Origin of the sequence: Paraburkholderia sp. SECH4 (genome assembly GCF_030511745.1) — a bacterium.
In the GTDB taxonomy this organism is placed as follows: Bacteria; Pseudomonadota; Gammaproteobacteria; order Burkholderiales; family Burkholderiaceae; genus Paraburkholderia; species Paraburkholderia madseniana.
Genome location: NZ_JALOCP010000068.1, coordinates 1 through 20,281 on the forward strand (window position 1 = coordinate 1; position 20,281 = coordinate 20,281).

The window sequence follows — 20,281 nt, forward strand, 5'->3', positions numbered from 1 at the left end:
CTTTTCTTTGCAGCCGGCAAAGAAAAGTAGGTGCCGCCCCGCACAGGGGCAACGCCAATAGACCACTAACAAATCAAGGAAAACCACAGCCCCTAGACAAACAACCCCTAAAGCTCCCGCCCAGCACAGCCGTAAACAAGTAATCCCGCCACATATTTAGCCGCCGACCATGGAAAACCAGACAGAAGCCCAAGCCGAAGCTCAAGCCGCGGCCCCAACACCGTCGTTGACTCTGGAAGCCGTACCAGTAGGCACCCCTCTCGACTGGCCAATCGCAGACTCCGACGGCACGCTCCTCTTCGCCGACGGCACCATCCTGGCGACCACGGACGAGCGCAAATTCCGCTTCGACAACTTCCACCCGCACCGCGGCGACCTGCTGGCAAAGGCCCCACAACCGGAGTCCCAAACCGACCACCCCGCCGACACCGCCGGCAACCTCACACTAAAAGACATGCACCTGACGATAGGTGCATTAATCGGCGTACGGTCGCAGCTCGGCAGCGGTGCCCCGATGCATCCATGCCGCATCATCGGTTTCGCGCCCAACCATGCGCTCTTCGTCACGCCGCCACTGCAAGACGGCCGCATCCTCCCGCTGCGCCTCGGTGAAAACATCGAGATCGTCGCCATAGCAAGCCATGCCGTGTTTCGTTTCGTCTGCACAGTCGAGGCCGTGTGCTGCGCCCCATTCGACTACGTAGTGCTATCGAAGCCCGGTGTGATCCGCCGCCTGCGCGAACGCAAGTCGATCCGCGTCCACGCGCACCTCGCGGTGCGCTTCGGCATCGGCGAAACCGGCGACTCATACGACGGTCTGGGCCTCGCCAAAAGCATCAGCGCACTCGGCATGTCGCTGGCCACTTCGTGGACGCTGGGTGCAGTCGGCGAACGACTGCGCATCGCCTTCTGCCTCAAATCGGCGGAGATGCAAACGGAGATCGAAACCACCGCAGTCATCCGCAACGTGCAGAAAGGCAGTGCGCCGGGCGAGCCGTCGACCCACGGCCTCGAACTCGATCAACTCGACGCCGCGCAGCAGATGGCGATGAAAGTCTTCGTATTCGACCGCCAGGACGACGTGCAGTACTGGTCCAACGGTTTGAAATAAGCGCGCGAAAACGTGCCGGCCGTCGCGCGTGTCGCTCAGACTCAGGCGATCAGTTCGTCCGGCGTAAACAGCGCCGCGCCCCATGCATCGGCAAGTGCCTGGCAACGGCCCAACCGTATCGCCGCTCGCTCGAAGTCGACGAATACCACCTCATCCGCGTGTCGCGGCCGCGTCGGTTGATCGCCACTGCGCCCATCGGTCAGAATCCACAGCCAGCGCTGCTGCGCGGGCTTGCGTCGGACGCTGCGCTCCAGCACCTGCGCGGCATGACGTACGCCGGACGCTAACGGCGTCCCACCGCCCCCGCCCACCGGTCTTAGCCACCGCTCGTTCCACCAGCGCGGCACAGCCGGACCGAAGCGCAGATCGGCACCAGCCCCGCCAAAACACACCAGCGCCGCCTCGGCGCGAGCGGCACTGGCGCGATCGAACAACGCGATCAGCAGACCCTTGGCGAGCGCGAGGCGTTGGCCGCCAAGCATGGAACCGGAGCAATCGAGCACAAAGCAATGCAGCACCCCGCCCCGCGGCGCCTCTCGCGCGAAACGCAGATGCTCGGTGCGCAACGTGTCCTGACGCATTGCGATGAGCGTCGGCAGCCATGCAATGCGCTTGCCCGGCGCACCTTGCAAGCGGCTACGCGGACCTGCGCCGGCACCTTGCCGCCATCGAAAACCGCTGCGCGAGTCAGCGGCGGCACCCTTCCGATGGCTCAGCGTTTTTTTGCGTTGAGCGGAATGACGCCTTTCACCTGCGCGACGCCTGCGGGCTGCGGTGACAAGTAACCCCAATCGCTATCGCCGGCAGCGGCGGCGCTTGACGTTGAATCTAGTGAAGATGGCGAGGACGCAGCATCCGCATCGTCGACAACCTGCCGCGGCGCTTCACTCTCACGTGCGTCGCCACCTGCACGCGTCTCGCGATCGTGGCGCCGATGCATCAGCACCGACTCAGCGACCCGTTCGACATGCTCCGTCGTCACCGCAGCCGCCTGCTCCAGCGCCGCCAATGCCCGCGCCGCGCGCAACATCACGAGATCGGCACGCAACCCATCGACCGCCGCGTCGATGCACAGCGCACTCACATGCGCATGCACGGCGTCGTCGAAGTCAAGTTGCGGCAGCACTTCACGTGCCGCATGAATCCGCTGAACATACGTTTCCTGTTGCTGCGTATAGCCGGCACGAAAACCCTGCGGATCGAGATCGAACGCCAGACGTGCCTTGACGATCTGCTGACGCACCTGTGGCTCAAAACAGTTCTGCAACCCGACCATCAAACCAAATCGATCGATCAGTTGCGGCCGCAACTCGCCTTCTTCCGGATTCATCGTGCCGATCAGCACGAAGCTCGCATCGTGACTATGCGAGACGCCATCGCGTTCGATGGTATTCACTCCACTGGCAGCCGCATCGAGTAACGCATCGACGAGCGCATCGGGCAGCAGATTCACCTCGTCGACATACAGTACGCCGCGATGCGCTTTCGCGAGTAAGCCAGGCGAAAAACGCACCGAGCCATCGCGCAGCACGGTTTCGATATCGAGCGTGCCGATCAGGCGGTCTTCACTCGCGCCCAGCGGCAAATTCACCAATTGCCCTTCGGGTAACAGCTCCGCGAGCGCGCGCGCCGCGGTCGACTTCGCCGTGCCGCGGGGCCCGCTCACCAGCACGCCACCCAGACCAGGATCGATCGCAGCGAGCAGGAGCGCCTGCTGCAATGGCGTCTGGCCAATCAGCGCGGCAAAGGGGAAAGCGAGCCGTTGGGTCGCAGCATTCATGTTTGCATTCCTTCGATCTGCTGCTCGCTCGCGAGCAGATGCTGTTCGACTTGCGCGCGATAGTCGCCGGGCGCCTGCCACAAGCCGCGCTGCATCGCTTCGAGCAGACGCTCGCAGATCGAATGCATGGCGTGCGGATTGTGCCGTTGCAAGAACTCGCGCGTGTCGGCGTCGTTCAGATAAGCGTCGGTGACGAGCGCATATTGATGATCGGCGATCACGCGCGCGGTTGCGTCGTAGCCGTAGAGATAGTCGACCGTCGCCGCGATTTCGGCGGCACCCTTGTAGCCATGGCGTTTCACGCCATCGAGCCATTTCGGATTGACCACGCGCGAGCGGACCACCCGCGCGATCTCTTCATGCAGCGTGCGCACGCGTGGCGCGGCCGGATTGCTGTGATCCGCGTGATAGATCTGTGGTTGAGTGCCAGTCAGGTGCCGCACAGCCGCGACCATGCCACCCTGGAACTGGTAGTAATCGTTCGAATCGAGCAGGTCGTGCTCGCGGTTGTCCTGGTTCTGCAGCACGACGTCCATTGCGGCGAGACGTGTGCCGAATGCCTGGCGCGCTTCTTCGCCGGCGCTTTTCTGAGTGTAGGCGTAACCGCCCCAGGCCTGATAGGCGTTCGCGAGATCGGCGTCGGTTTGCCATTGCTGCGAGTCGATCATGTCCTGCAGACCCGCGCCATAAGCGCCAGGCCGCGCGCTGAACACGCGCCAGCCGGCACGCTTGCGCGCCTCGGCGGCGTCCATGCCGCGCGCAATCAGCACGTCGCGTTCGCGCAGCACACGCGCGCGGATCGGGTTCAGTTCTTCGGGCTCGTCGAGTTCGGCCACGGCCTGCACGGCGGCGTCGAACAGATGCATCACGTTCGCGAAGGCATCGCGGAAAAAGCCGGATACGCGCAACGTGACGTCGATACGCGGCCGGTCGAAGGCCTCGATCGGCATGATTTCGAAATCGGTCACGCGATGACTGCCTGGAGCCCACTTCGGCCGCACGCCGAGTAAAGCGAGTGCCTGGGCGATATCGTCGCCACCGGTGCGCATGGTCGCGGTGCCCCATACCGAGAGGCCGATCGCGCGCGGATAGTCGCCCTTCTCCTGCAAATGCCGTTCAATCAACTGCTGCGCGGATTTCAAACCGAGCGACCATGCCGCTTGCGTCGGCACTGCGCGCGTATCGACCGAATAGAAATTGCGGCCGGTAGGCAGCACGTCGGGCCGTCCGCGCGACGGCGAACCGCTCGGCCCCGGCGGCACGAAACGCCCCTCAAGGCCGCGCTTCAGGTTCAGCATTTCCTGCGGACCGCAGGCGTCGAGCCGCGGCAATACGTCGTTGCGCAGACGTTCGATCACGCGTTCGGCTTGCGGCAAAGTTCCGCTTGCGGGCGCCGCATCGGACGTTTCATGGCCGCACACTTCACGCAACATCTCAGCCGCCAGCAGTTCCAGACGCTCGCGTGTATCGCCACAATGCCGCCAGGGCGCATCGCTCACCCGCTGCAATACCTCAGGACGTGGACCGTCCCACGCCGCAGCCCAGTCCACCGACAACGGATCGAACAGATGATCCATCAGCAGATCGCGCGCCAACGCGTCGATCAAACCAGCCTTGCCGCCCTGGCCATCGCCGACCGGAAAGCGCCCCAGCGCCAGCAACGTATCGCGCCGCTGCACACCCTCAGGCGACTGCCCGAACGTATGCAAGCCGTCGCGAATCTGCGCCTCCTTCAACTCGCACAGCCACGCATCGACGCGCGTCAGCAGCGCATCTTCATCGTCCTGGCCGTTCGGCTCCGCAAGACTCAACTCGTCATGCAGCTTATGCTCGACGATGGTCGCGAGAATGGTGCGCCTCAACAGCTTCGAGCGGCGCGGGTCGACCATCAGTGCTTCATAGTATTCGTCGACCTGGCGCTCGAGGTCCTGCAACGGCCCGTAACTTTCGGCGCGCGTGAGCGGCGGCATCAGGTGATCGATGATGACGGCCTGCGCGCGACGCTTCGCCTGACTGCCCTCGCCCGGATCGTTGACGATGAACGGATACAGATGCGGCATCGGGCCGAGAATCAGATCGGGCCAGCAGGCATCGCTCAACGCGACGCTCTTGCCGGGCAGCCATTCGAGATTGCCGTGCTTGCCGACATGCACGACCGCGTCGATGCCGAACTGATGACGCAGCCAGAAATAGAACGCCAGATACGCATGCGGCGGCACGAGTTCAGCGTCGTGATAGCTCGCGTAATCGCCCTGCTCGCGCGAACGCGACGGCTGAATCCCAACGAACACCTGCCCGCAACGCCAGCCCGCGATCATGAAACGGCCGCGCCGCAGTGTCGGATCCTGCTCGGGTGAGCCCCAACGCGCGTTCAGCGCATTGCGAGCTTCGGCGGGCAACGCATTGAAGTACACAAGATAGTCGTCGAGCGCGAGGCTTTGCAACGCAGGCCGCAAGTCACGCACGACCGGATCGTTGGTCACGCCTTCGGTCAGCTTCTTCAACAGCGCGTCACCGTCGGCGAGCAGCTCGGCCACGCGATATCCCTCATCGCGCAACATGGACAGAATGCCGACCACCGAGGCCGGGGTGTCGAGCCCTACGCCATTGCCGATGCGCCCTTCGCTCATCGGATAGTTGGCGAGGATCAGCGCAAGTTTCTTGTCCGCGTTATCGAGCGTGCGCAGACGGCACCAGCGGCGGCTCAATTCGGCCAGAAAGCCGACGCGTTCGAGGTCCGGTTGGTAGCGGACCACGTCGACTTCGGTATGCGGACAACGATAGGCGAGGCCCTTGAAGCTGATCGCCCGCGTGATGATGCGGCCGTCCACTTCCGGCAGCGCAATATGCATGGCGATATCGCGCGAGTTGAGGCCCTGATTGTCCTTGACCCAATCCTCGCGATTGCCGCCGCTCAGGATCACCTGCATCACCGGCGCGTCGCCGGCGAGCGCAAGCGGCTCGGGGTCATCGATAGCGGACGCGGCGAATGCGGTTGTATTCAGCACCAGCGCGACATCATGTTGCGCGCACAACTGCTGTACGACGTCGCGGCTCATCGCGTCTTTAAGCGAGGTAATCGCGATCGGCAGCGGATTCAGGCCTTGCGCTTCGAGCGCATCGATCAGGGCGTCGAACACGGCCGTGTTGGCCGCTTGCAGATGCGCCTTGTAGAACAGAATCGCAGCGACCGGCGCGCCCTCCCGCCAGCGCGCCTGCCAGTCGGCAATGGTCGGCGTGTCGCGTTCGGGATGGTAGAGCGTCGCGGCAGGCAACGCGCGCGGCAGCGCAGGCTCGCGCCCCCAGCCAAGCGCGCGGTACGCGAGAAAGCGCAGGAACGCCTCGGCATTCTGCGGGCCGCCTTCACGCAGATAGCGCCATAGCTGATGACACAGATCGGCGTCGGCGGTGCTGCGCGCGAGGAGATTCGGGTCTTCCTGCAGATCGCCGGAGAACATCGCGAGCGTCTGCTGCTTGCGCTCGGCGAGCGCGACCACCTGTTCGATGCCGTACGGCCAGTACGCCTCGCCGCCGAGATGATCGACCACCACGACACGCGCATGCTGCAACACGTCTTCGACATAGAAATCGACCGAAGCCGGTTGCCGCAAATACGTGACGTTCGCAAGCCGCACGCTCGGAAAACCCGCGCCCAGACGAGGAAACACGCTCGCGAGCAACGACAGCGTGGTATCCGCGGAGCTGAGCACCACGATATCGGCGGGCCGTTGATCGATCCGGATCACGCCCTGTGTATCGTCGACAAAACCGCCCGGCGTAGTGCGCAGCAGATGCATGACAGGTTACGCCTGTTGCGGCTGGGCGCTGTTCGCGACGGCGCCCAACGCAGCGTCGAATGCCTGTTGCAGCGCGGCCTGGTCGAGGTCTTCGCCGATCAGCACGAAGCGGCTTTGTTGCTCTGCGCCCGTTTCACCCGCTTGCCAGCGCCGGTCGAAATAACTATCGAAACGACGGCCCACGCCCTGGATCACCAAGCGCATCGCCGCACCCGGCAACGCCGCGAACCCTTTCACGCGGTAAATCGTGTTGGTTTCGACGAGGCCCTGCAACGCGGCGATCACGGCTTCGCGCGACGAAACATTCGCGTGCACCACCACCGAATCGAACTCGTCGTGATGGTGATCGGCGTCTTCGGCCGAACCGTGATGGTCGTGGCGCAGATGAATCGTTTCTTCCGACGCCGCTTCAAGGCCCAGCAGCGTATGCAGGTCGAGTTGACCCATCTGCGCGCGCACGATCTTCACTTGCGGCGGAATTTCTTCGCGGATGGTGGCCTCGACAGAAGCCTGCTGCGCGTCGTCGAGCAGATCCGTTTTGTTCAGAATCACCAGATCGGCCGCCGACAATTGGTCTTCGAACAATTCGTGCAACGGCGATTCGTGATCGAGATTCGGATCGGCCTTGCGTTGCGCATCCACGGCGACCGGGTTGTCGGCGAACTGGCCGCTCGCCGCGGCCGGGCCGTCAACCACGGTAACGACCGCGTCGACGGTAAAGCTATTCTTGATCTGCGGCCAGTTGAACGCCTGGACCAGCGGCTTCGGCAATGCGAGGCCGGACGTCTCGATCAATACATGATCGATCTGCTCGCGGCGCTCCACCAGCTTTTCCATCACCGGGAAAAACTCTTCCTGCACGGTGCAGCACAGGCAGCCGTTCGCGAGTTCATACAGTTGCCCTTCGGTTTCGACGCCGTTTTCATCGCAGCCGATGCCGCAACCCTTGAGGATTTCCCCGTCGATGCCGAGTTCGCCGAACTCGTTGACGATCACCGCGATGCGCTTGCCGCCCGCATGCTGAAGAATGTGCCGCAGCAGCGTGGTCTTGCCGCTGCCGAGAAAGCCCGTGACGATGGTGACGGGGATCTTGCGCATTTGAGTTTGCATCGTGAGGTCCATCCGTAGGAGCTGCTCGTGCACGCCGGCGCATTGTGTACAGGTTGGGCAAACGGGGCACATGCCCCAAACCACGACATTAACCAGACACGGGGACGAACAACGGCGTTGCCGAGGCAACCGAAAAACAGAAAACGAGAATGAGGTCATGAACGCGCCACCGCATCCCCGCGATGGTCGTTCTTCGTAGTCTGGCCGGTATCCGGGCTGGCGAAAGCGCCGCTTCCCCTTCCCGGACGAGTGGTTTCTCGCCCAGTGGTTATATGCCGACGCGGCCTTGCGCGTGGACATCGAAGCCGGCTCCGCGGCGCTCTTGAACGCACCGCTTTTCGCTTACCGTTGCGGGGGCAGCACAGGTTGACCCGGTCCATTGCAGGTGGGCACCCTGTTTCCCGTTTAACTGCATGCGCACGAGCGCGCACGCGAGCACCAAAGTGCGTGCGAGTGTAGGCCGAGCGCCCCGTGCCGTCAAGGAACCGCGGGCTGCGGCAAGGCCTTTCCACAGTGCCGGCGCGGCCCGCCGTGTGCTATCGTATGCGCGCGTTTGGTGCCCGCATATGCGTTCGCATGTGCAGTTAAACGGGAAACAGGCCGCGCTCGCTGCGCTCAACCTGTGCTGTCCCCGCAACGGTAAGCGACCTGCGGTGCTTTCGCATCGCGCATGCGTTTTTGATGCCACTGTCCGACGAATCCGGACGGGAAGGCAAAACGCATGAGGCCGCCAGCCCGGATACCGGCCAGACGCGGAGGCAGCGAACGTCACGCTGCCGGCCGCCGGAATCCGCGAGGGACGGATGTGAAGGCGCTGAAGCACGACGTCGCGCGGCCGTTGGCGTTTCCCTGTGAGAAACGCGGCGAGCAGCGTTATTCGTCGCGCGTAATCCGTAGCACCGCATGACCTCAATTTCCGTCGCCTCCGGCCTCATCGAGCCTCATCCGTTTCCGTTTATCACGACATGGCGCACGCCATGCACGCCGCAATGAGCCGCGCCTGGCTGATCGGCGCCGGCCCCGGCGATGTCGAACTGATGACGCTCAAGGCAACGCGCGCGTTGGCGCAAGCCGATGTGGTCCTGGTCGACGATCTGGTGAACCCCGACGTGCTGCAGTTCGCGCGCGCCGACGCGCTGGTCGTGTACGTCGGCAAACGTGGCGGGCATCCGTCGACGCCGCAGGCCGGCATCGTCGCGCAAATGCTCGAACATCTGCAGGCGGGACGCAGCGTCGCCCGTTTGAAAGGCGGCGATCCGTTCGTGTTCGGCCGTGGCGGCGAAGAACAGCAAGCGCTACATGCCGCGGGCATCCGCGTGGACGTGATCAACGGCATCACCGCCGGGATTGCGGCGCCCGCGGCAATCGGCATTCCTGTGACGCATCGCGATCACGCGCAAGGTGTGGTGTTCGTCACCGGACACGGCGCCGGCAGCGGCGAGCCGGACTGGGCCGCGCTCGTCGCCACGCGGATGACGCTGGTGATTTACATGGGCATGCGGCGGCTGAACGAAATCGTCGACGCGTTGCTCGCGGCCGGGATGAGCGCCGATACGCCGTGCGCGGCGATCGAATCGGCTACGCGCCCCGAGCAACGGCATGCGCTCGCGCGGCTCGGCGAGTTCGCGGATACGGTCTCGCGCGCCGGGCTCGGCTCGCCGGCGATCGTGGTGATCGGCGGTGTGGCGTCGCTGGCGTTGGCGCGGCATGCGGTGAATGTTGGCAGCGAACCCCGCGGACACGCAATGAAAACGCTAACGGTCGGTATCGGTTGTCGTTTGCACAGCTCCGCCGAGGAAATCGAAACGGCTGTACGTGCCACGCTCGGCTCGCATCCATTCGACGAAATCAGCACGATCGCCTCGGTCGACGTCAAAGCCCAGGAAGCCGGCTTACTCGAATTCTGCGCACGTCATGCGCTGCCGCTGAAGCTGTTCAGCCGCGAGCAAATTGCGGCGATCTCCGTGGACGATCCGTCGGCGGCCGCACGCGAGCATCTCGGCATAGACGGCGTCTGTGAGCCGTGCGCCTTGCTCGCTGCGGCGGCCGAATCTGGTGCAGCCAGCGTACCTGGTGCGGCCCATGCATCGGTTGGATCAATTACCCCAGTTGCCTCGTCTGCAGCCGACACCCCCAACGCACGGCTACTCGTGCGCAAAACCGTACACGCCGGCGTCACAGTCGCGATAGCATCGACCACCGCCCGCCCCGCCCGCGAACACACAAACACCGACGCTCAAGAACAGGACCTCCCATGAAGACCGATCCCGAATCCCATCAGCGCATGACCGAACGCCGGCGCGAGGGCCATGAGAAAAAGCAGGCCAGCGCCACCGTCGAAAAAGGTCTGCTTATCGTCAATACCGGCACCGGCAAAGGCAAAACCACCGCAGCGTTCGGCATGGCCGTGCGCGTGCTCGGGCACGGCATGCGCCTCGGCGTCGTGCAATTCATCAAGGGCGCGCTGCATACGTCGGAGCGCGACTTCCTCGGCGCAATCGCCAATTGCGACTTCGTCACGATGGGCGACGGCTACACCTGGAACACGCAGAATCGCGACGCCGACATCGCCACCGCGCGCAAAGGGTGGAACGAAGCACGTCGCATGATCGAAAGCGGCGACTATCAGATGGTGATCCTCGACGAACTGAACACCGTGCTGAAATACGAATACCTGCCGCTCGACGAAGTACTGTCGGTACTGAACGCGCGCGCGGCGATGCTGCACGTGGTGGTGACCGGCCGTCACGCGCCGGACGCGCTGATCGAAGCCGCCGACCTCGTCACCGAAATGCGCATCGTCAAGCACCCGTATCGCGAGCAAGGCGTGAAAGCGCAGCGTGGCGTGGAGTTCTGAGCGATGTCCGCGTGCCCCGCCCTGTTCATTAGCGCGCCCGCGTCGGGCCAAGGCAAGACCACGATTACCGCGGGTCTGGCTCGCTACCATCGGCGACAGGGGCGACGCGTGCGCGTATTCAAGACCGGCCCCGACTTTCTCGACCCGATGATCCTGGCGCGTGCCAGCGGGGCGCCAGTCCTGTCGCTCGATCTGTGGATGGTGGGTGAGTCGGCCTGTCGCAATCTGCTCGCGCAGGCGGCCGCCGAAGCGGATCTGATTCTGATCGAAGGCGTGATGGGTCTGTTCGACGGCACGCCGAGCAGCGCAGATCTGGCAACCACATTCGGCGTGCCGGTACTCGCGGTGATTTCGGCGAAAGCCATGGCGCAGACCTTCGGCGCGGTCGCTTTCGGCCTTGCGCAATTCAGGCCGGAGGTACCGTTTTACGGCGTGCTCGCCAATCGCGTCGGTTCGCCAAGGCACGCGCAAATGCTTGAAGAGACTTTGCCGCCGGACCTGCGCTGGTGCGGGCACATCAGCGGCAACGACGAGATCGAGCTGCCCGACCGCCATCTCGGCTTGCATCAGGCGGCGGAGATCGACGATCTTGACACACGTCTGGATCGCGCCGCCGATGCGCTCGCGCAAACCGCGCTGGCCAAATTGCCGCCGCCGGTCGAATTCGGCACGCCTATAGAAGAAGCACCGCCGCGTCTTCTGGAAGGCAAGCGCATCGCCATTGCGCGCGATGCCGCATTCTCGTTCATCTATCCGGCCAACGTCACGCTGTTGGCGACACTCGGCGCGCACATCGATTATTTCTCACCGCTCGCCGATGAAGCGCTGCCGGAGCATGCCGACGCCCTGTACCTGCCAGGCGGCTATCCCGAACTGCATGCGGAATTGCTCGCCCGCAATCTGCGCAGTGCCGCAACGATTCTCGCGCATGCTGCAGCAGGCAAACCGGTCGTCGCCGAATGCGGCGGTATGCTCTACCTGCTTGAACAGTTGACCGACACGGGCGGCACCACAACGCCGATGCTCGGCCTGCTGCCCGGCCATGCAACAATGCAAACGCGCTTCACCGCGCTCGGCATGCAACAGATCGACAGCCTGCACGGTTCAATGACCGGCCACACATTTCACTACTCAAAGCTGACGACGCCGCTCACGCCGCTGCGTTCAGCCACCCGGCCAAATAACGATGCCCCCGGCGAGGCCGTATTCCGCGCCGGCTCGATCGTGGCAACCTATATGCATGCTTATTGGCCCTCCAACCCGGCCTTCACGGCCGCCCTGTTCCATGGCGAAGCCTTTTAACGATTCCGAACGCGAAGCCGTCTACCGCGCGATTTACGAGCGGCGCGACATGCGCCATTTCGTGCGCGACCCGGTTGACCCTGCCGTGCTGCAACGCCTGCTCGATGCGGCGCATCATGCGCCGAGCGTCGGCTTCATGCAGCCATGGCGCATCGCGCGCATTACCGACCCGGCTTTGCGCACGGCGCTGCACGCGAGCGTCGAAAGCGAACGCCTCGCCACCGCCGACGCACTCGGCAAGCGTCGCGAAGAGTTCATGAAGCTGAAAGTGGAAGGCATGCTGGAATGCGGCGAACTGCTGGTGATGGCGCTGATGGACGGCCGCGAGCGTCACATCTTCGGACGCCGCACCTTGCCGGAAATGGACCTGGCTTCCGTGGCGTGCGCGATCCAGAACATGTGGCTGGCCGCACGGGCGGAAGGTCTGGGAATGGGCTGGGTGTCGCTATTCGACGTCGACACGGTGCGTACGCTGCTGCATATGCCCGAGGGCGCACGGCCGGTGGCGATCCTGTGTCTCGGCCACGTCGATCAGTTCTATAGCGAGCCGATGCTGGAAACCGAACGCTGGGCGAGCCGCATGCCGCTCGCCGATTGCGTGTTCGAAAATCGCTGGCCGGCAGACGACAAAGCGCCGGAATAACGGGGGCGCAGACCTCTGACTGCTACGGCTGAACAGGCTTGACCGAAACCACATCCGGCACGCCGCCCGCCTGATCGGTTCGCAGTTTCACGCGCCAGTCGGGCGGCGCATCGAACGGAAATTTTGCCAGCGCGCTTTTCACCAGCACCGGCATCGCATGCAGCGGGTCGGCATCGCGATCGCTGCTGGCCGCGCTCACCTTGTAGACTTCCTGTCCGCTCGACTGCTCGAAAAACCGCAGCGTCAGCGCGTGCTGATAAGCGCGTCCGCCGAATAGCGAAAACGGCGGTTCGGGCGAGCGTTCGCACACGCCTGGCGCGCAGTCCTTCGCGCCCACGCCGATTGCGGCCGGCCGCGTGTCATACGCAATCGACAGCAAATAGCGCGCGGACTTGCCCGCCGAATCGGTGAAGCCGTTCTTCGCCAGCTCATCGCGCAGCATCGTTTCAAATTGCGGATGATCCGCGCTGACATCCTGCGACGGCATGCGCGCAATCGTATAGGTGCGCTCGCCCTGCAGCACGGCCGAGGGATTCGCCGTGTGCACATCGGCGTTCAAACCGGCGCATCCAGTCAGACTCGCCGCGGCCAGCGCAGCACAGATCAATATCGCTTTCACCGGCTTCTCGCTTCGATAAGATGAGTGTTCATAGTCATGAGCGTGGCATTGTGGGCACGTCGGCTTGCGCTTCGTCGAGTGCCGGCAGGGAAATCGTAAACGCGGTCCCCTTGCCCGGCGCGCTGACCACCTCGACATCGCCGCCATGGCGCGTCACGACGGTCTTGACGAATGCCATGCCCAATCCGGCACCGCCCACTTCCGGCCGCTCCGTCTCGTGAAAGCGCCGGAAGCGCTCGAACAGGCCCGCCTGCTGCTCCTCGGGAATCCCATAGCCTTCGTCGCGAATCGTGCACGATACACGTTTTGCCGCAGCGGGCGCGGCCATCTGCGTCAGGCCGCGTGGTGCGCTGAGACAGCCGACGCTCTTCAGGCTGCACGTGATCCGCGTATCCGGCGGACTGTACTTGACTGCATTGTTCAGGATGTTGACGAGTGCACGCGTCATCAGCGAGCGGTCGGCGCAGATCCAGTGGCCGTCGTCGGCATCGGTCCCGCCGGCCGTATCGGTTTGCAGCGTGATGCGCTTGGCGTGGGCCTGCGGCCAGACTTCGTCGCTGGCGTCGATCAACAGCTCGGTCATGCTCACCGGTTCGAGCACATAGGTTTGCGATTCGGCGCGCGCGAGTTGCACGAAATCGTCGGCGAGCGTCAGCGCACGTTGCGCATAACGCTCGATGCGTTCCAGCAGGCCACGCGCGAGCACCGGCTCGCTGCGCGCCCGCTCGATCTCCACCAGCGCCAGAATCGAAGCCTGCGGCGAGCGCATATCGTGCGACAGCAGCCGCAACGCGTCTTCCCGTTGGCGCTCGGCCGCGTGCAAGGCCGATACGTCGACCAGGCCCGCTATCCAGCCCGTCGTCTCACCTTGCTCGTTCGTGCAATTCGCGTAGCGCAACAGATGGTCGCGCTCGTGGGCGTCGCGCACCTCGACGCCTTGCGCCATCAGCTCGGCGAACTCGCCGCGCGCGGGATCGAGCAGCGCCGGCCACTGAGCATGCGCGAGGAGATTGTTCTCGGCGTCCGACGCTGCGCCACTATCGATGGTCTTGACCAGCGTCAGGCCGCCCAACACGGCCCGCATCGGCCGGCCCTCCGGCAGCGGTGCGTCAAGACGCGCGAAATGCGCCTTGGCGGCATGGTTCGCAATCAGCACGATGCCTTCCACGTCGCTCACCAGGATCGGCTCGGGCATGCTGTCGAGGCTGTCCCACACGAAGCGTTTCATGTCCTGCACGCGCTGCGCCGCCTGCGCCATCAGCGCCATATGCTGCTCCAGCACGTCACCGCCGAACTCGCGGCGGCGCTGTGGTGTTTCCGGCAGGAGGTGCGGCTCGTCGGCGAGGCGTTGCAACTCTTCGCGCAGATAAGCCATCGTCATTTCGAGGCGCCGCCAGTTCCAGATCGGATACACCACGATCAAACCGGCGATCGCCGGCACCGGCGACATCCACAGCCGCGCGCCGTATAGCAGCGCCGCGCTGCCGACGGTGGCAAGCGCGCCCAACGCGACGGTCAGCAGCAACGAACGTCGCGGCGACAGCACCAGAAAGCCGGCGAGCAGCGCGGCGAGCGGCGCCAGCGACACCGCGAACAGCACCCAGGGCTCGGCGGGCTCGAGCTCGCGACCGGTCAGCAGCGTATCGAGCACGTTCGCGTGGATATAGACACCGGGCAGCGGCCCCAGCTCACCGGACACCGGTGTGGCAAAGCGGTCGTACAAGCCGGACGCGGTCACGCCGATCAGCACGATGCGTCCGTGCAGCTTGTCCGCGGGGACATTGCCGGCGAGCACATCCGCAAAACTCAGCTTCGCGTAGTTCTGCGCGTTCGGACCGAAAGGGATCAGGAAGCGGCCCTCGCCTTCATTATGGTCATCGGATTGGGCCGCCGCCTCGCCGGACGACGGCCGGTGCGGCCGCTCGTTCAGTTGCAGCGCGCCATGCTCGACGGCCTGGGCGACCGGCACCATCAGTTGCGGCCAGCGCGAATTCGCGTCGCCCTCGAACCGCGCGACGCTGCGCACGATGCCGTCGCTATCGACTTCAAGGTCGATATGCCCAAGCCCGGCTGCGGCATGCACGAGCGGCGCCACCGGCTCGACCGCGACGCGCTGGCCGGCGCCGTCCGGCGGGGTCAGCAGCATCGGCAGATAGGTGGGGCTCAGGGCGACCGCGCGGGCGAGTTCGGTGTCTTCCGGATTGGCTTCGGTAAACAGCACGTCGTAGATCACCGCGGCGGGCTTCGCCTTCGCAATCTGTTCGAGCAGCCTGGCGTGGGTGCTGCGCGGCCATGGCCAGCGGCCAAGCTGCGCAATGCTGGCGTTGTCGATTTCGAGCACCACGATATCGCGCAGCAACGGTTGCGCGCGCAGACTCAGAAACCGGTCGTAGACCAGATGATCGACGCCGGCGGTCAGCCGGCCGAGCGAACTGAGCAGAATCACCACAATGCCCAGGCAGCCGATCGCCACCCATTCGAGCAGGAAGCGGCGGCCGGCACGCCGTCCGAGGCGGGCGCGCGGGTCGAGGCTCAGGCGCGTGTGTGTGGTCGGCAAAGCGTGGCGTGGTTGAGAACTAAGGAACGGGTCGATTGTCGACCCGGCCCCGTGAATCTACCAGCGTCAGCGTGCAAGCGTAAACGAGCGGACCGCGCTGCTCTTCTCGTAGAAGCGGCCGTTTTCGAACTGCTCGGCGACGATCGTCCAGTAGTAGACGCCGCCCGGCAGGTCGCTCACCACAATCTGGCCGCCCGTCAGATCGGTCCTATCGACGAGCGGATGGCGCAGGTCGGCGGTCGTGGCCAGCACAAAGCGAAAGCGCGTCTCGACCGTGGAACGGCTGACGAACCAGCGGAATTCGTAGTCGCGGCTGCCGGCGCGCGGGCCTGCCGACGCATCCAGACCCAGTTGGCGCCGCTCGAAACCGTAAACCTGCGGCAGGCCTTCGAGTCCGTTCGCGTCGATCGCGGCGATACGGACGAAATACGTACCGTCGGCCAGATCGCCGAAGTCCGCATGCGGCGCACTCACGCGCAGATCGCGAATCAGGTCGAGCTGATCGGCATCGCGCGCAATCTGTACGCGATAGGCCACGGCGCGCTCGGCGGGGACGAGGTCGAAAGCGACCGTTTTGCCGTCCTGCACTTTTGCCGGATCGGTAAGCGACGGCGCGGCCAGCAATTCCACCGGACCGCCGATCGCGCCGCCGGCCCGCGTGATACTGCCAAAGCGCGCCTTGACGAGTTGAGCCGACGCCTGCAGCGGCACGCCGGGTGGCGGCGCGGAGATCCGGCCATCGACGGCGGCCGGGTCGACGCCGACCGCGCCGTCCAGCACTTCCACTGCCGTGGTTTGTGCGTCGCCGTCGTAGGCGACCTTGAAGCGCGTACCGCGCACGCCCGCCACAACCGATGGCGAGCGGATCTGGAAGCGGTCGTCCTTTTTGGTGGCATGCGTGACCTGGCTCTCGACTTCGCCATGCTTCAGATCGAGTACGCGATCGCCCGCGCCGGTCAGCACGGTGCGCCGCAGCGTGCCGATATCGAGCACACCATTCTGCGACACCGTGATGTAGGAGCCGTCCGACAACTCCAGCGTGACAAAGCCGTTATGGCCGGTGCGAATGCGGTCGCCTTCGCCGAGCGTCGTGCCCGCCGTGAGCGGTGTAAAAGGATTCTTGCCGAAGGCGTGCTCCGCCGGACCGCTCGTCGCGATCACGCGCGCCGACTCGGGGTCCTGTCTGAGCCTGTCGGCCGGCAGACGCAGCGTGATTCCGGCCGGCAAGCGGCGTGGCGCGGGCACATGATTCAGGCGGCTCAACATGGCCCAATCGCCGGAGTCGCGCAGATAGCGGCCGGCGATTTCGTACAACGTGTCGCCGTCGTGGGTCACGTAGGACACATAGACTGGCGCCGCCGTTTTGCTACGTGGCTTCGGCGCGCGCGACGATTGCGCATCCGCCGACACCGGTACGAAGCACGTCATTGCAATCAGGCCGGCGGCCAGCATCGCGCCGGCGCGCCAGCCCGGCGAACCTGCGCGGCCGGGCGCTACCGCATCGAAAGCAACCGTCACGCATCCCCCGCTTCGGGGCGTTCTTCGGCGGCCACGGACGGCGAGCCGGATTCGATCCGCTCGAGCCGGTACCCATAGCCGTAGATCGGCGTCAGACGATAGCCATATTCCGGGCGCAAGCCGAGCTTGCTGCGCAGCATCGACACGTGCGTGTCCATCGTGCGCGACGGAATGTCCGTCGCCTGCTTCCAGATCACGTCGAGAATGTGCGCGCGCGACAACGGCCGGCTCAGATGCTGGAACAGCAGCAGCGCGAGTTCGAACTCCTTCTGCGTCACGGCGACGGTCGCGCCGCGCACCACCACGTGCTTCGCGCTCAGATCGAATTCGAATTCGCCGAAAACTTCTTTCGCCGCAGACGGCTTCAGGTGGTACGCCCGGCGCAGCAACGAGCCGACACGCGCCAGCAGGACCGCCGCGGAGACCGGCTTGACGACGTAATCGTCCGCGCCGGTGTTGAGGATCGAAGTAATATCGGTTTCGCGACCGCGGCTCGTCATGAACAGGACCGGCAAGCGTTCGGAGAGGCTTTCGCGCACCCAGCGCAGCACCTCTTCGCCCGACATGTCGGGCACGTTCCAGTCGAGCACGAGCAGGTCGAAGGTCTGGCGCCGCAATTGCCGCACCAGTTCACGGCCCGCGCCGTAAGCATGACAAACGTGGCCGGCCGCCGACAGCGTTTGGCAAACAAGGTCGGCTTGAGCCGAATCGTCATCCAGGACTGCAATTCTCATAAAACCCCGCAACGCGACATCGTCCTTCGTAACTGTTGGCCGGTGAGCCGGCAGATGGCCGGGATGGCGGTGCGAACACCGACGATCCAGCTTCCTGTTTTCATCTTCGGCCGCACTGTTTTTCGATTAACGGTCCTTTGCCTCGCGCCCTGTTCAGTTCTGCCGCCCCACTGTCTCGAAATTAGCGCGCATTTTTGGCTTTAACGCGCTGATTACCGAGGGGGCAGATCATCATAATCGAAAACGGCCGTTCTTTTTCCCGGATGCACTTATGCAGCTATCCGGCCCGGCTCGGCCACTGCGGGCCGTTCTATGGGATTTTCCCCAACGTCTCTCAGGTTCTGCCTGTTATTGAAATCGACCTCAATGGGTCGTTATTCGAGTCGGCTGGTCTCGCTCGCAGAATGGTTGGCCCCGTCTGCCTTTTGTCCTATCGGGCTGTGCCCCCCGGCGCTCAGGAAACAGCGATTTGACAATTTGCGAGTCAGTATAGGAACAGTCTCAAAATAAATCGTTTAAGAATTGTCAAACCGGTTTAAGGATGCGATTGCAGATATACATCAAAACACACAGACACCACAAAAACAACTTTAAAAACAAACGCTTGAGACAGCAATCGGATCAATCAACGTAGTGGCGACGTGCGCTGTCGCGTTGCAAAACTTCGCGGCCAGCGTAACATTTAGCGTAGGTTTTTTTCCAACCGAAGTAGTCCGGAAACCGACATCAGACCCAAGATGAAGTTCGACGCCAGACGAGCCAAGCTCCTCCAGCCGCAACAACATATAGCGTTCGACGACTTCCCCGGCTTACGACTTGAAGCTACGGCGACGCGACGCACTTGGACGTACCGATACCGATCGCCTCTCGACGGTCACATGCGACAAATCAAGCTCGGGGATTGGCCAGCAATGCCTCTCGCCGCCGCAGTCGTTAAGTGGGAGACAAAACGAGGCATCCGTGATACTGGCGAAGAGGCTCTGTCGCATTAACGCAGGCGAGGTAAAATTCGAGGCGGACGAAAACGCTCTGGCCACACGATGAAGAAGACAATGACGCCACGAACGACGCTTGCTCCAGACATCGCTAAGGTTCTGAAGCGGCTGCACTATCCGCTTGAAGTGATCCTGCTGTGTGTGCGATGGTACGTTGCCTACTCGCTGAGTTTTCGCAATCTCGAGGAAATGATGGCCGAGCGCGACATTTGTGATCATTCGACGGTGCATCGCTGGGTCATCAAGGTGGTGCCACTGTTCGAAAAGACATTTCGTAAGCACAAGCGGCCGGTCGGCAAGAGCTGGCATGTTGACGAAACCTATATCAAGGTCAAGGGCTCGTGGAAGTATCTTTACCGGGCAGTGGATAAGGCGGGCAATACCATCGATTTTCTGTTCAGAGCCAAGCGGGACAAGGCTGCTGCGCGGCGCTTCTTCGAAAAGGCAATTGGTCAGAACGGCTCGCCCGAGACCGTAACCATCGACAAAAGCGGTGCCAATCTGGCCGCGCTTAGCGCGGTGAACGTCGAGCGCGAGATGCCCATCAAGGTTCGTCAGATCAAGTATTTGAACAACATCGTGGAGCAGGACCATCGGGCCATCAAACGCAGAACCCGACCGATGCTCGGGCTCAAGGATTTCAACTGCGCGCGCGTCATTCTGAGTGGCATCGAATTGATGCACATGATCAAGAAAGGACAGATGAAATGTTCGGGCAGAATTTCGCTGTCTGCCGCCCAGCAATTTTACTCGTTGGTTTCATAAGCCATCCTCCGCATATCACCTTTGCTTGACCCGCTTTCCTTACCGCGACAGAACCGCCCAATGTGCAGAACGCGCTTCAGGAAGCGGATGCCCTCGGACGTGAAATTCAAATCGATCAACGAGGCTATGACTCTGTCACTAACACAGAAGGTCATTTGCTGAAAATCACGGGTGCGATCTACGATTTGCAGGCGCCGTCGACTTCGACCGTCGTCCAGATCGGGGCCTGGAACAACTTCCTCATCGAGGCCAACGGAGCGCGGATCCGTGTCACGCTCAACGGCCAGCTCGTCAATGACTACCAGAGCCCGCGCGAGCAGACAGGCTACATAGCCCTTCAGGCGCACGATTTTCTTTCGCGAACGCAGTTTCGAAATTTGCAGCTAAAGAAACTGCCGTCGGAACAGTCAGCGGAAACAGAACACCTGCATCCCTGACGTAAGCGCTCGATTTGTACCGTCTGTTCGTGGCGGCGGGAGGGGTGCAATCTGAT

Annotated in this window: 16 protein-coding genes, 1 pseudogene and 2 riboswitches; of the genes and pseudogenes, 9 read left to right on the top strand and 8 right to left on the bottom strand. The window is 63.4% G+C overall.

Translation table 11 applies throughout. From position 1 onward, the window contains the following. Window positions 1-169: 169 nt before the first annotated feature. Window positions 170-1,111 carry a flagellar brake protein gene (locus M0D67_RS40350; RefSeq protein WP_266243162.1) on the top strand — a complete coding sequence of 314 codons (942 nt, stop codon included), beginning with the start codon at window positions 170-172 and terminating at the stop codon, window positions 1,109-1,111. 41 nt (window positions 1,112-1,152) lie between these two features. On the opposite strand, the gene M0D67_RS40355 is transcribed toward M0D67_RS40350, so the two are convergent. The 4 genes from M0D67_RS40355 to cobW all read right to left on the bottom strand — a co-directional run bounded on the left by M0D67_RS40355 (window position 1,153) and on the right by cobW (window position 7,798). Continuing rightward, window positions 1,153-1,743, bottom strand: coding sequence for a VWA domain-containing protein (locus M0D67_RS40355; protein WP_154566998.1), 591 nt, complete (start codon window positions 1,741-1,743; stop codon window positions 1,153-1,155). An 80-nt stretch (window positions 1,744-1,823) separates the two neighbouring features. Then, window positions 1,824-2,891, bottom strand: coding sequence for an ATP-binding protein (locus M0D67_RS40360; protein ID WP_154566997.1), 1,068 nt, complete (start codon window positions 2,889-2,891; stop codon window positions 1,824-1,826). Next, a complete protein-coding gene (gene cobN / locus M0D67_RS40365; RefSeq protein WP_154566996.1) occupies window positions 2,888-6,688 on the bottom strand; it encodes a cobaltochelatase subunit CobN in 3,801 nt (1,266 codons plus the stop codon). The genes M0D67_RS40360 and cobN overlap by 4 nt, the downstream gene beginning before the upstream one ends. A gap of 6 nt (window positions 6,689-6,694) precedes the next feature. Then, complete coding sequence (cobW, locus tag M0D67_RS40370) at window positions 6,695-7,798, bottom strand: cobalamin biosynthesis protein CobW (RefSeq protein WP_302273832.1); 1,104 nt, start codon at window positions 7,796-7,798, stop codon at window positions 6,695-6,697. Window positions 7,799-7,982: 184 nt separating this feature from the next. Further along, a riboswitch (cobalamin riboswitch) is annotated at window positions 7,983-8,256 on the bottom strand. Window positions 8,257-8,335: 79 nt separating this feature from the next. Next, a riboswitch (cobalamin riboswitch) is annotated at window positions 8,336-8,564 on the top strand. A 223-nt stretch (window positions 8,565-8,787) separates the two neighbouring features. On the opposite strand from cobW, the pseudogene cobA reads away from it, so the two are divergent. From cobA to bluB, 5 genes and pseudogenes are all read left to right on the top strand, one after another. Then, window positions 8,788-9,504: pseudogene (gene cobA, locus M0D67_RS42200) on the top strand (uroporphyrinogen-III C-methyltransferase); the annotation flags it as partial. A gap of 39 nt (window positions 9,505-9,543) precedes the next feature. Then, on the top strand, window positions 9,544-10,056 hold the full coding sequence (locus M0D67_RS42205) for a cobalamin biosynthesis protein (protein ID WP_308112633.1): 513 nt from the start codon (window positions 9,544-9,546) through the stop codon (window positions 10,054-10,056). Further along, complete coding sequence (cobO, locus tag M0D67_RS40380) at window positions 10,053-10,655, top strand: cob(I)yrinic acid a,c-diamide adenosyltransferase (protein ID WP_154566994.1); 603 nt, start codon at window positions 10,053-10,055, stop codon at window positions 10,653-10,655. The genes M0D67_RS42205 and cobO overlap by 4 nt, the downstream gene beginning before the upstream one ends. Before the next feature lie 3 nt (window positions 10,656-10,658). Next, on the top strand, window positions 10,659-11,957 hold the full coding sequence (locus tag M0D67_RS40385) for a cobyrinate a,c-diamide synthase (protein WP_171929031.1): 1,299 nt from the start codon (window positions 10,659-10,661) through the stop codon (window positions 11,955-11,957). Further along, window positions 11,941-12,600 carry a 5,6-dimethylbenzimidazole synthase gene (gene bluB / locus M0D67_RS40390; protein WP_154566992.1) on the top strand — a complete coding sequence of 220 codons (660 nt, stop codon included), beginning with the start codon at window positions 11,941-11,943 and terminating at the stop codon, window positions 12,598-12,600. The genes M0D67_RS40385 and bluB overlap by 17 nt, the downstream gene beginning before the upstream one ends. Before the next feature lie 22 nt (window positions 12,601-12,622). Here the strand turns inward: bluB and M0D67_RS40395 are convergent, their stop codons facing one another. From M0D67_RS40395 to M0D67_RS40410, 4 genes are all read right to left on the bottom strand, one after another. Beyond that, window positions 12,623-13,219, bottom strand: coding sequence for a DUF4136 domain-containing protein (locus tag M0D67_RS40395; protein WP_266243169.1), 597 nt, complete (start codon window positions 13,217-13,219; stop codon window positions 12,623-12,625). Window positions 13,220-13,253: 34 nt separating this feature from the next. Beyond that, complete coding sequence (locus M0D67_RS40400) at window positions 13,254-15,776, bottom strand: CHASE2 domain-containing protein (protein WP_266243171.1); 2,523 nt, start codon at window positions 15,774-15,776, stop codon at window positions 13,254-13,256. Window positions 15,777-15,842: 66 nt separating this feature from the next. Beyond that, window positions 15,843-17,294 (bottom strand): FecR domain-containing protein, encoded by a 1,452-nt coding sequence (locus M0D67_RS40405; protein WP_171929032.1) that lies wholly within the window; start codon window positions 17,292-17,294, stop codon window positions 15,843-15,845. Continuing rightward, the gene (locus M0D67_RS40410; protein WP_154566989.1) at window positions 17,291-18,028 is read right to left on the bottom strand and encodes a response regulator transcription factor; all 738 of its coding nucleotides are present in this window, start codon (window positions 18,026-18,028) and stop codon (window positions 17,291-17,293) included. Before M0D67_RS40410 ends, M0D67_RS40405 begins: the two co-directional genes overlap by 4 nt. Window positions 18,029-18,765: 737 nt before the next feature. Between M0D67_RS40410 and M0D67_RS40415 the strand changes: the two genes are divergently transcribed. From M0D67_RS40415 to M0D67_RS40425, 3 genes are all read left to right on the top strand, one after another. Further along, on the top strand, window positions 18,766-19,020 hold the full coding sequence (locus M0D67_RS40415; RefSeq protein WP_154566988.1) for an Arm DNA-binding domain-containing protein: 255 nt from the start codon (window positions 18,766-18,768) through the stop codon (window positions 19,018-19,020). A 60-nt stretch (window positions 19,021-19,080) separates the two neighbouring features. Continuing rightward, complete coding sequence (locus M0D67_RS40420; RefSeq protein ID WP_266243175.1) at window positions 19,081-19,788, top strand: IS6 family transposase; 708 nt, start codon at window positions 19,081-19,083, stop codon at window positions 19,786-19,788. A gap of 62 nt (window positions 19,789-19,850) precedes the next feature. Next, complete coding sequence (locus tag M0D67_RS40425) at window positions 19,851-20,225, top strand: DUF1080 domain-containing protein (protein ID WP_154567848.1); 375 nt, start codon at window positions 19,851-19,853, stop codon at window positions 20,223-20,225. Window positions 20,226-20,281 lie beyond the last annotated feature (56 nt).

Excerpts from the sequence above, each read along its gene's own strand:
- M0D67_RS40350 (WP_266243162.1), top strand. The coding sequence starts at position 170 with ATGGAAAACCAGACAGAAGCCCAAGCCGAAGCTCAAGCCGCGGCCCCA.
- M0D67_RS40360 (WP_154566997.1), bottom strand. The coding sequence starts at position 2,891 with ATGAATGCTGCGACCCAACGGCTCGCTTTCCCCTTTGCCGCGCTGATT.
- cobN (WP_154566996.1), bottom strand. The coding sequence starts at position 6,688 with ATGCATCTGCTGCGCACTACGCCGGGCGGTTTTGTCGACGATACACAG.
- cobW (WP_302273832.1), bottom strand. The coding sequence starts at position 7,798 with ATGCAAACTCAAATGCGCAAGATCCCCGTCACCATCGTCACGGGCTTT.
- M0D67_RS42205 (WP_308112633.1), top strand. The coding sequence starts at position 9,544 with ATGAAAACGCTAACGGTCGGTATCGGTTGTCGTTTGCACAGCTCCGCC.
- cobO (WP_154566994.1), top strand. The coding sequence starts at position 10,053 with ATGAAGACCGATCCCGAATCCCATCAGCGCATGACCGAACGCCGGCGC.
- M0D67_RS40385 (WP_171929031.1), top strand. The coding sequence starts at position 10,659 with ATGTCCGCGTGCCCCGCCCTGTTCATTAGCGCGCCCGCGTCGGGCCAA.
- bluB (WP_154566992.1), top strand. The coding sequence starts at position 11,941 with ATGGCGAAGCCTTTTAACGATTCCGAACGCGAAGCCGTCTACCGCGCG.
- M0D67_RS40410 (WP_154566989.1), bottom strand. The coding sequence starts at position 18,028 with ATGAGAATTGCAGTCCTGGATGACGATTCGGCTCAAGCCGACCTTGTT.
- M0D67_RS40415 (WP_154566988.1), top strand. The coding sequence starts at position 18,766 with ATGAAGTTCGACGCCAGACGAGCCAAGCTCCTCCAGCCGCAACAACAT.
- M0D67_RS40420 (WP_266243175.1), top strand. The coding sequence starts at position 19,081 with ATGACGCCACGAACGACGCTTGCTCCAGACATCGCTAAGGTTCTGAAG.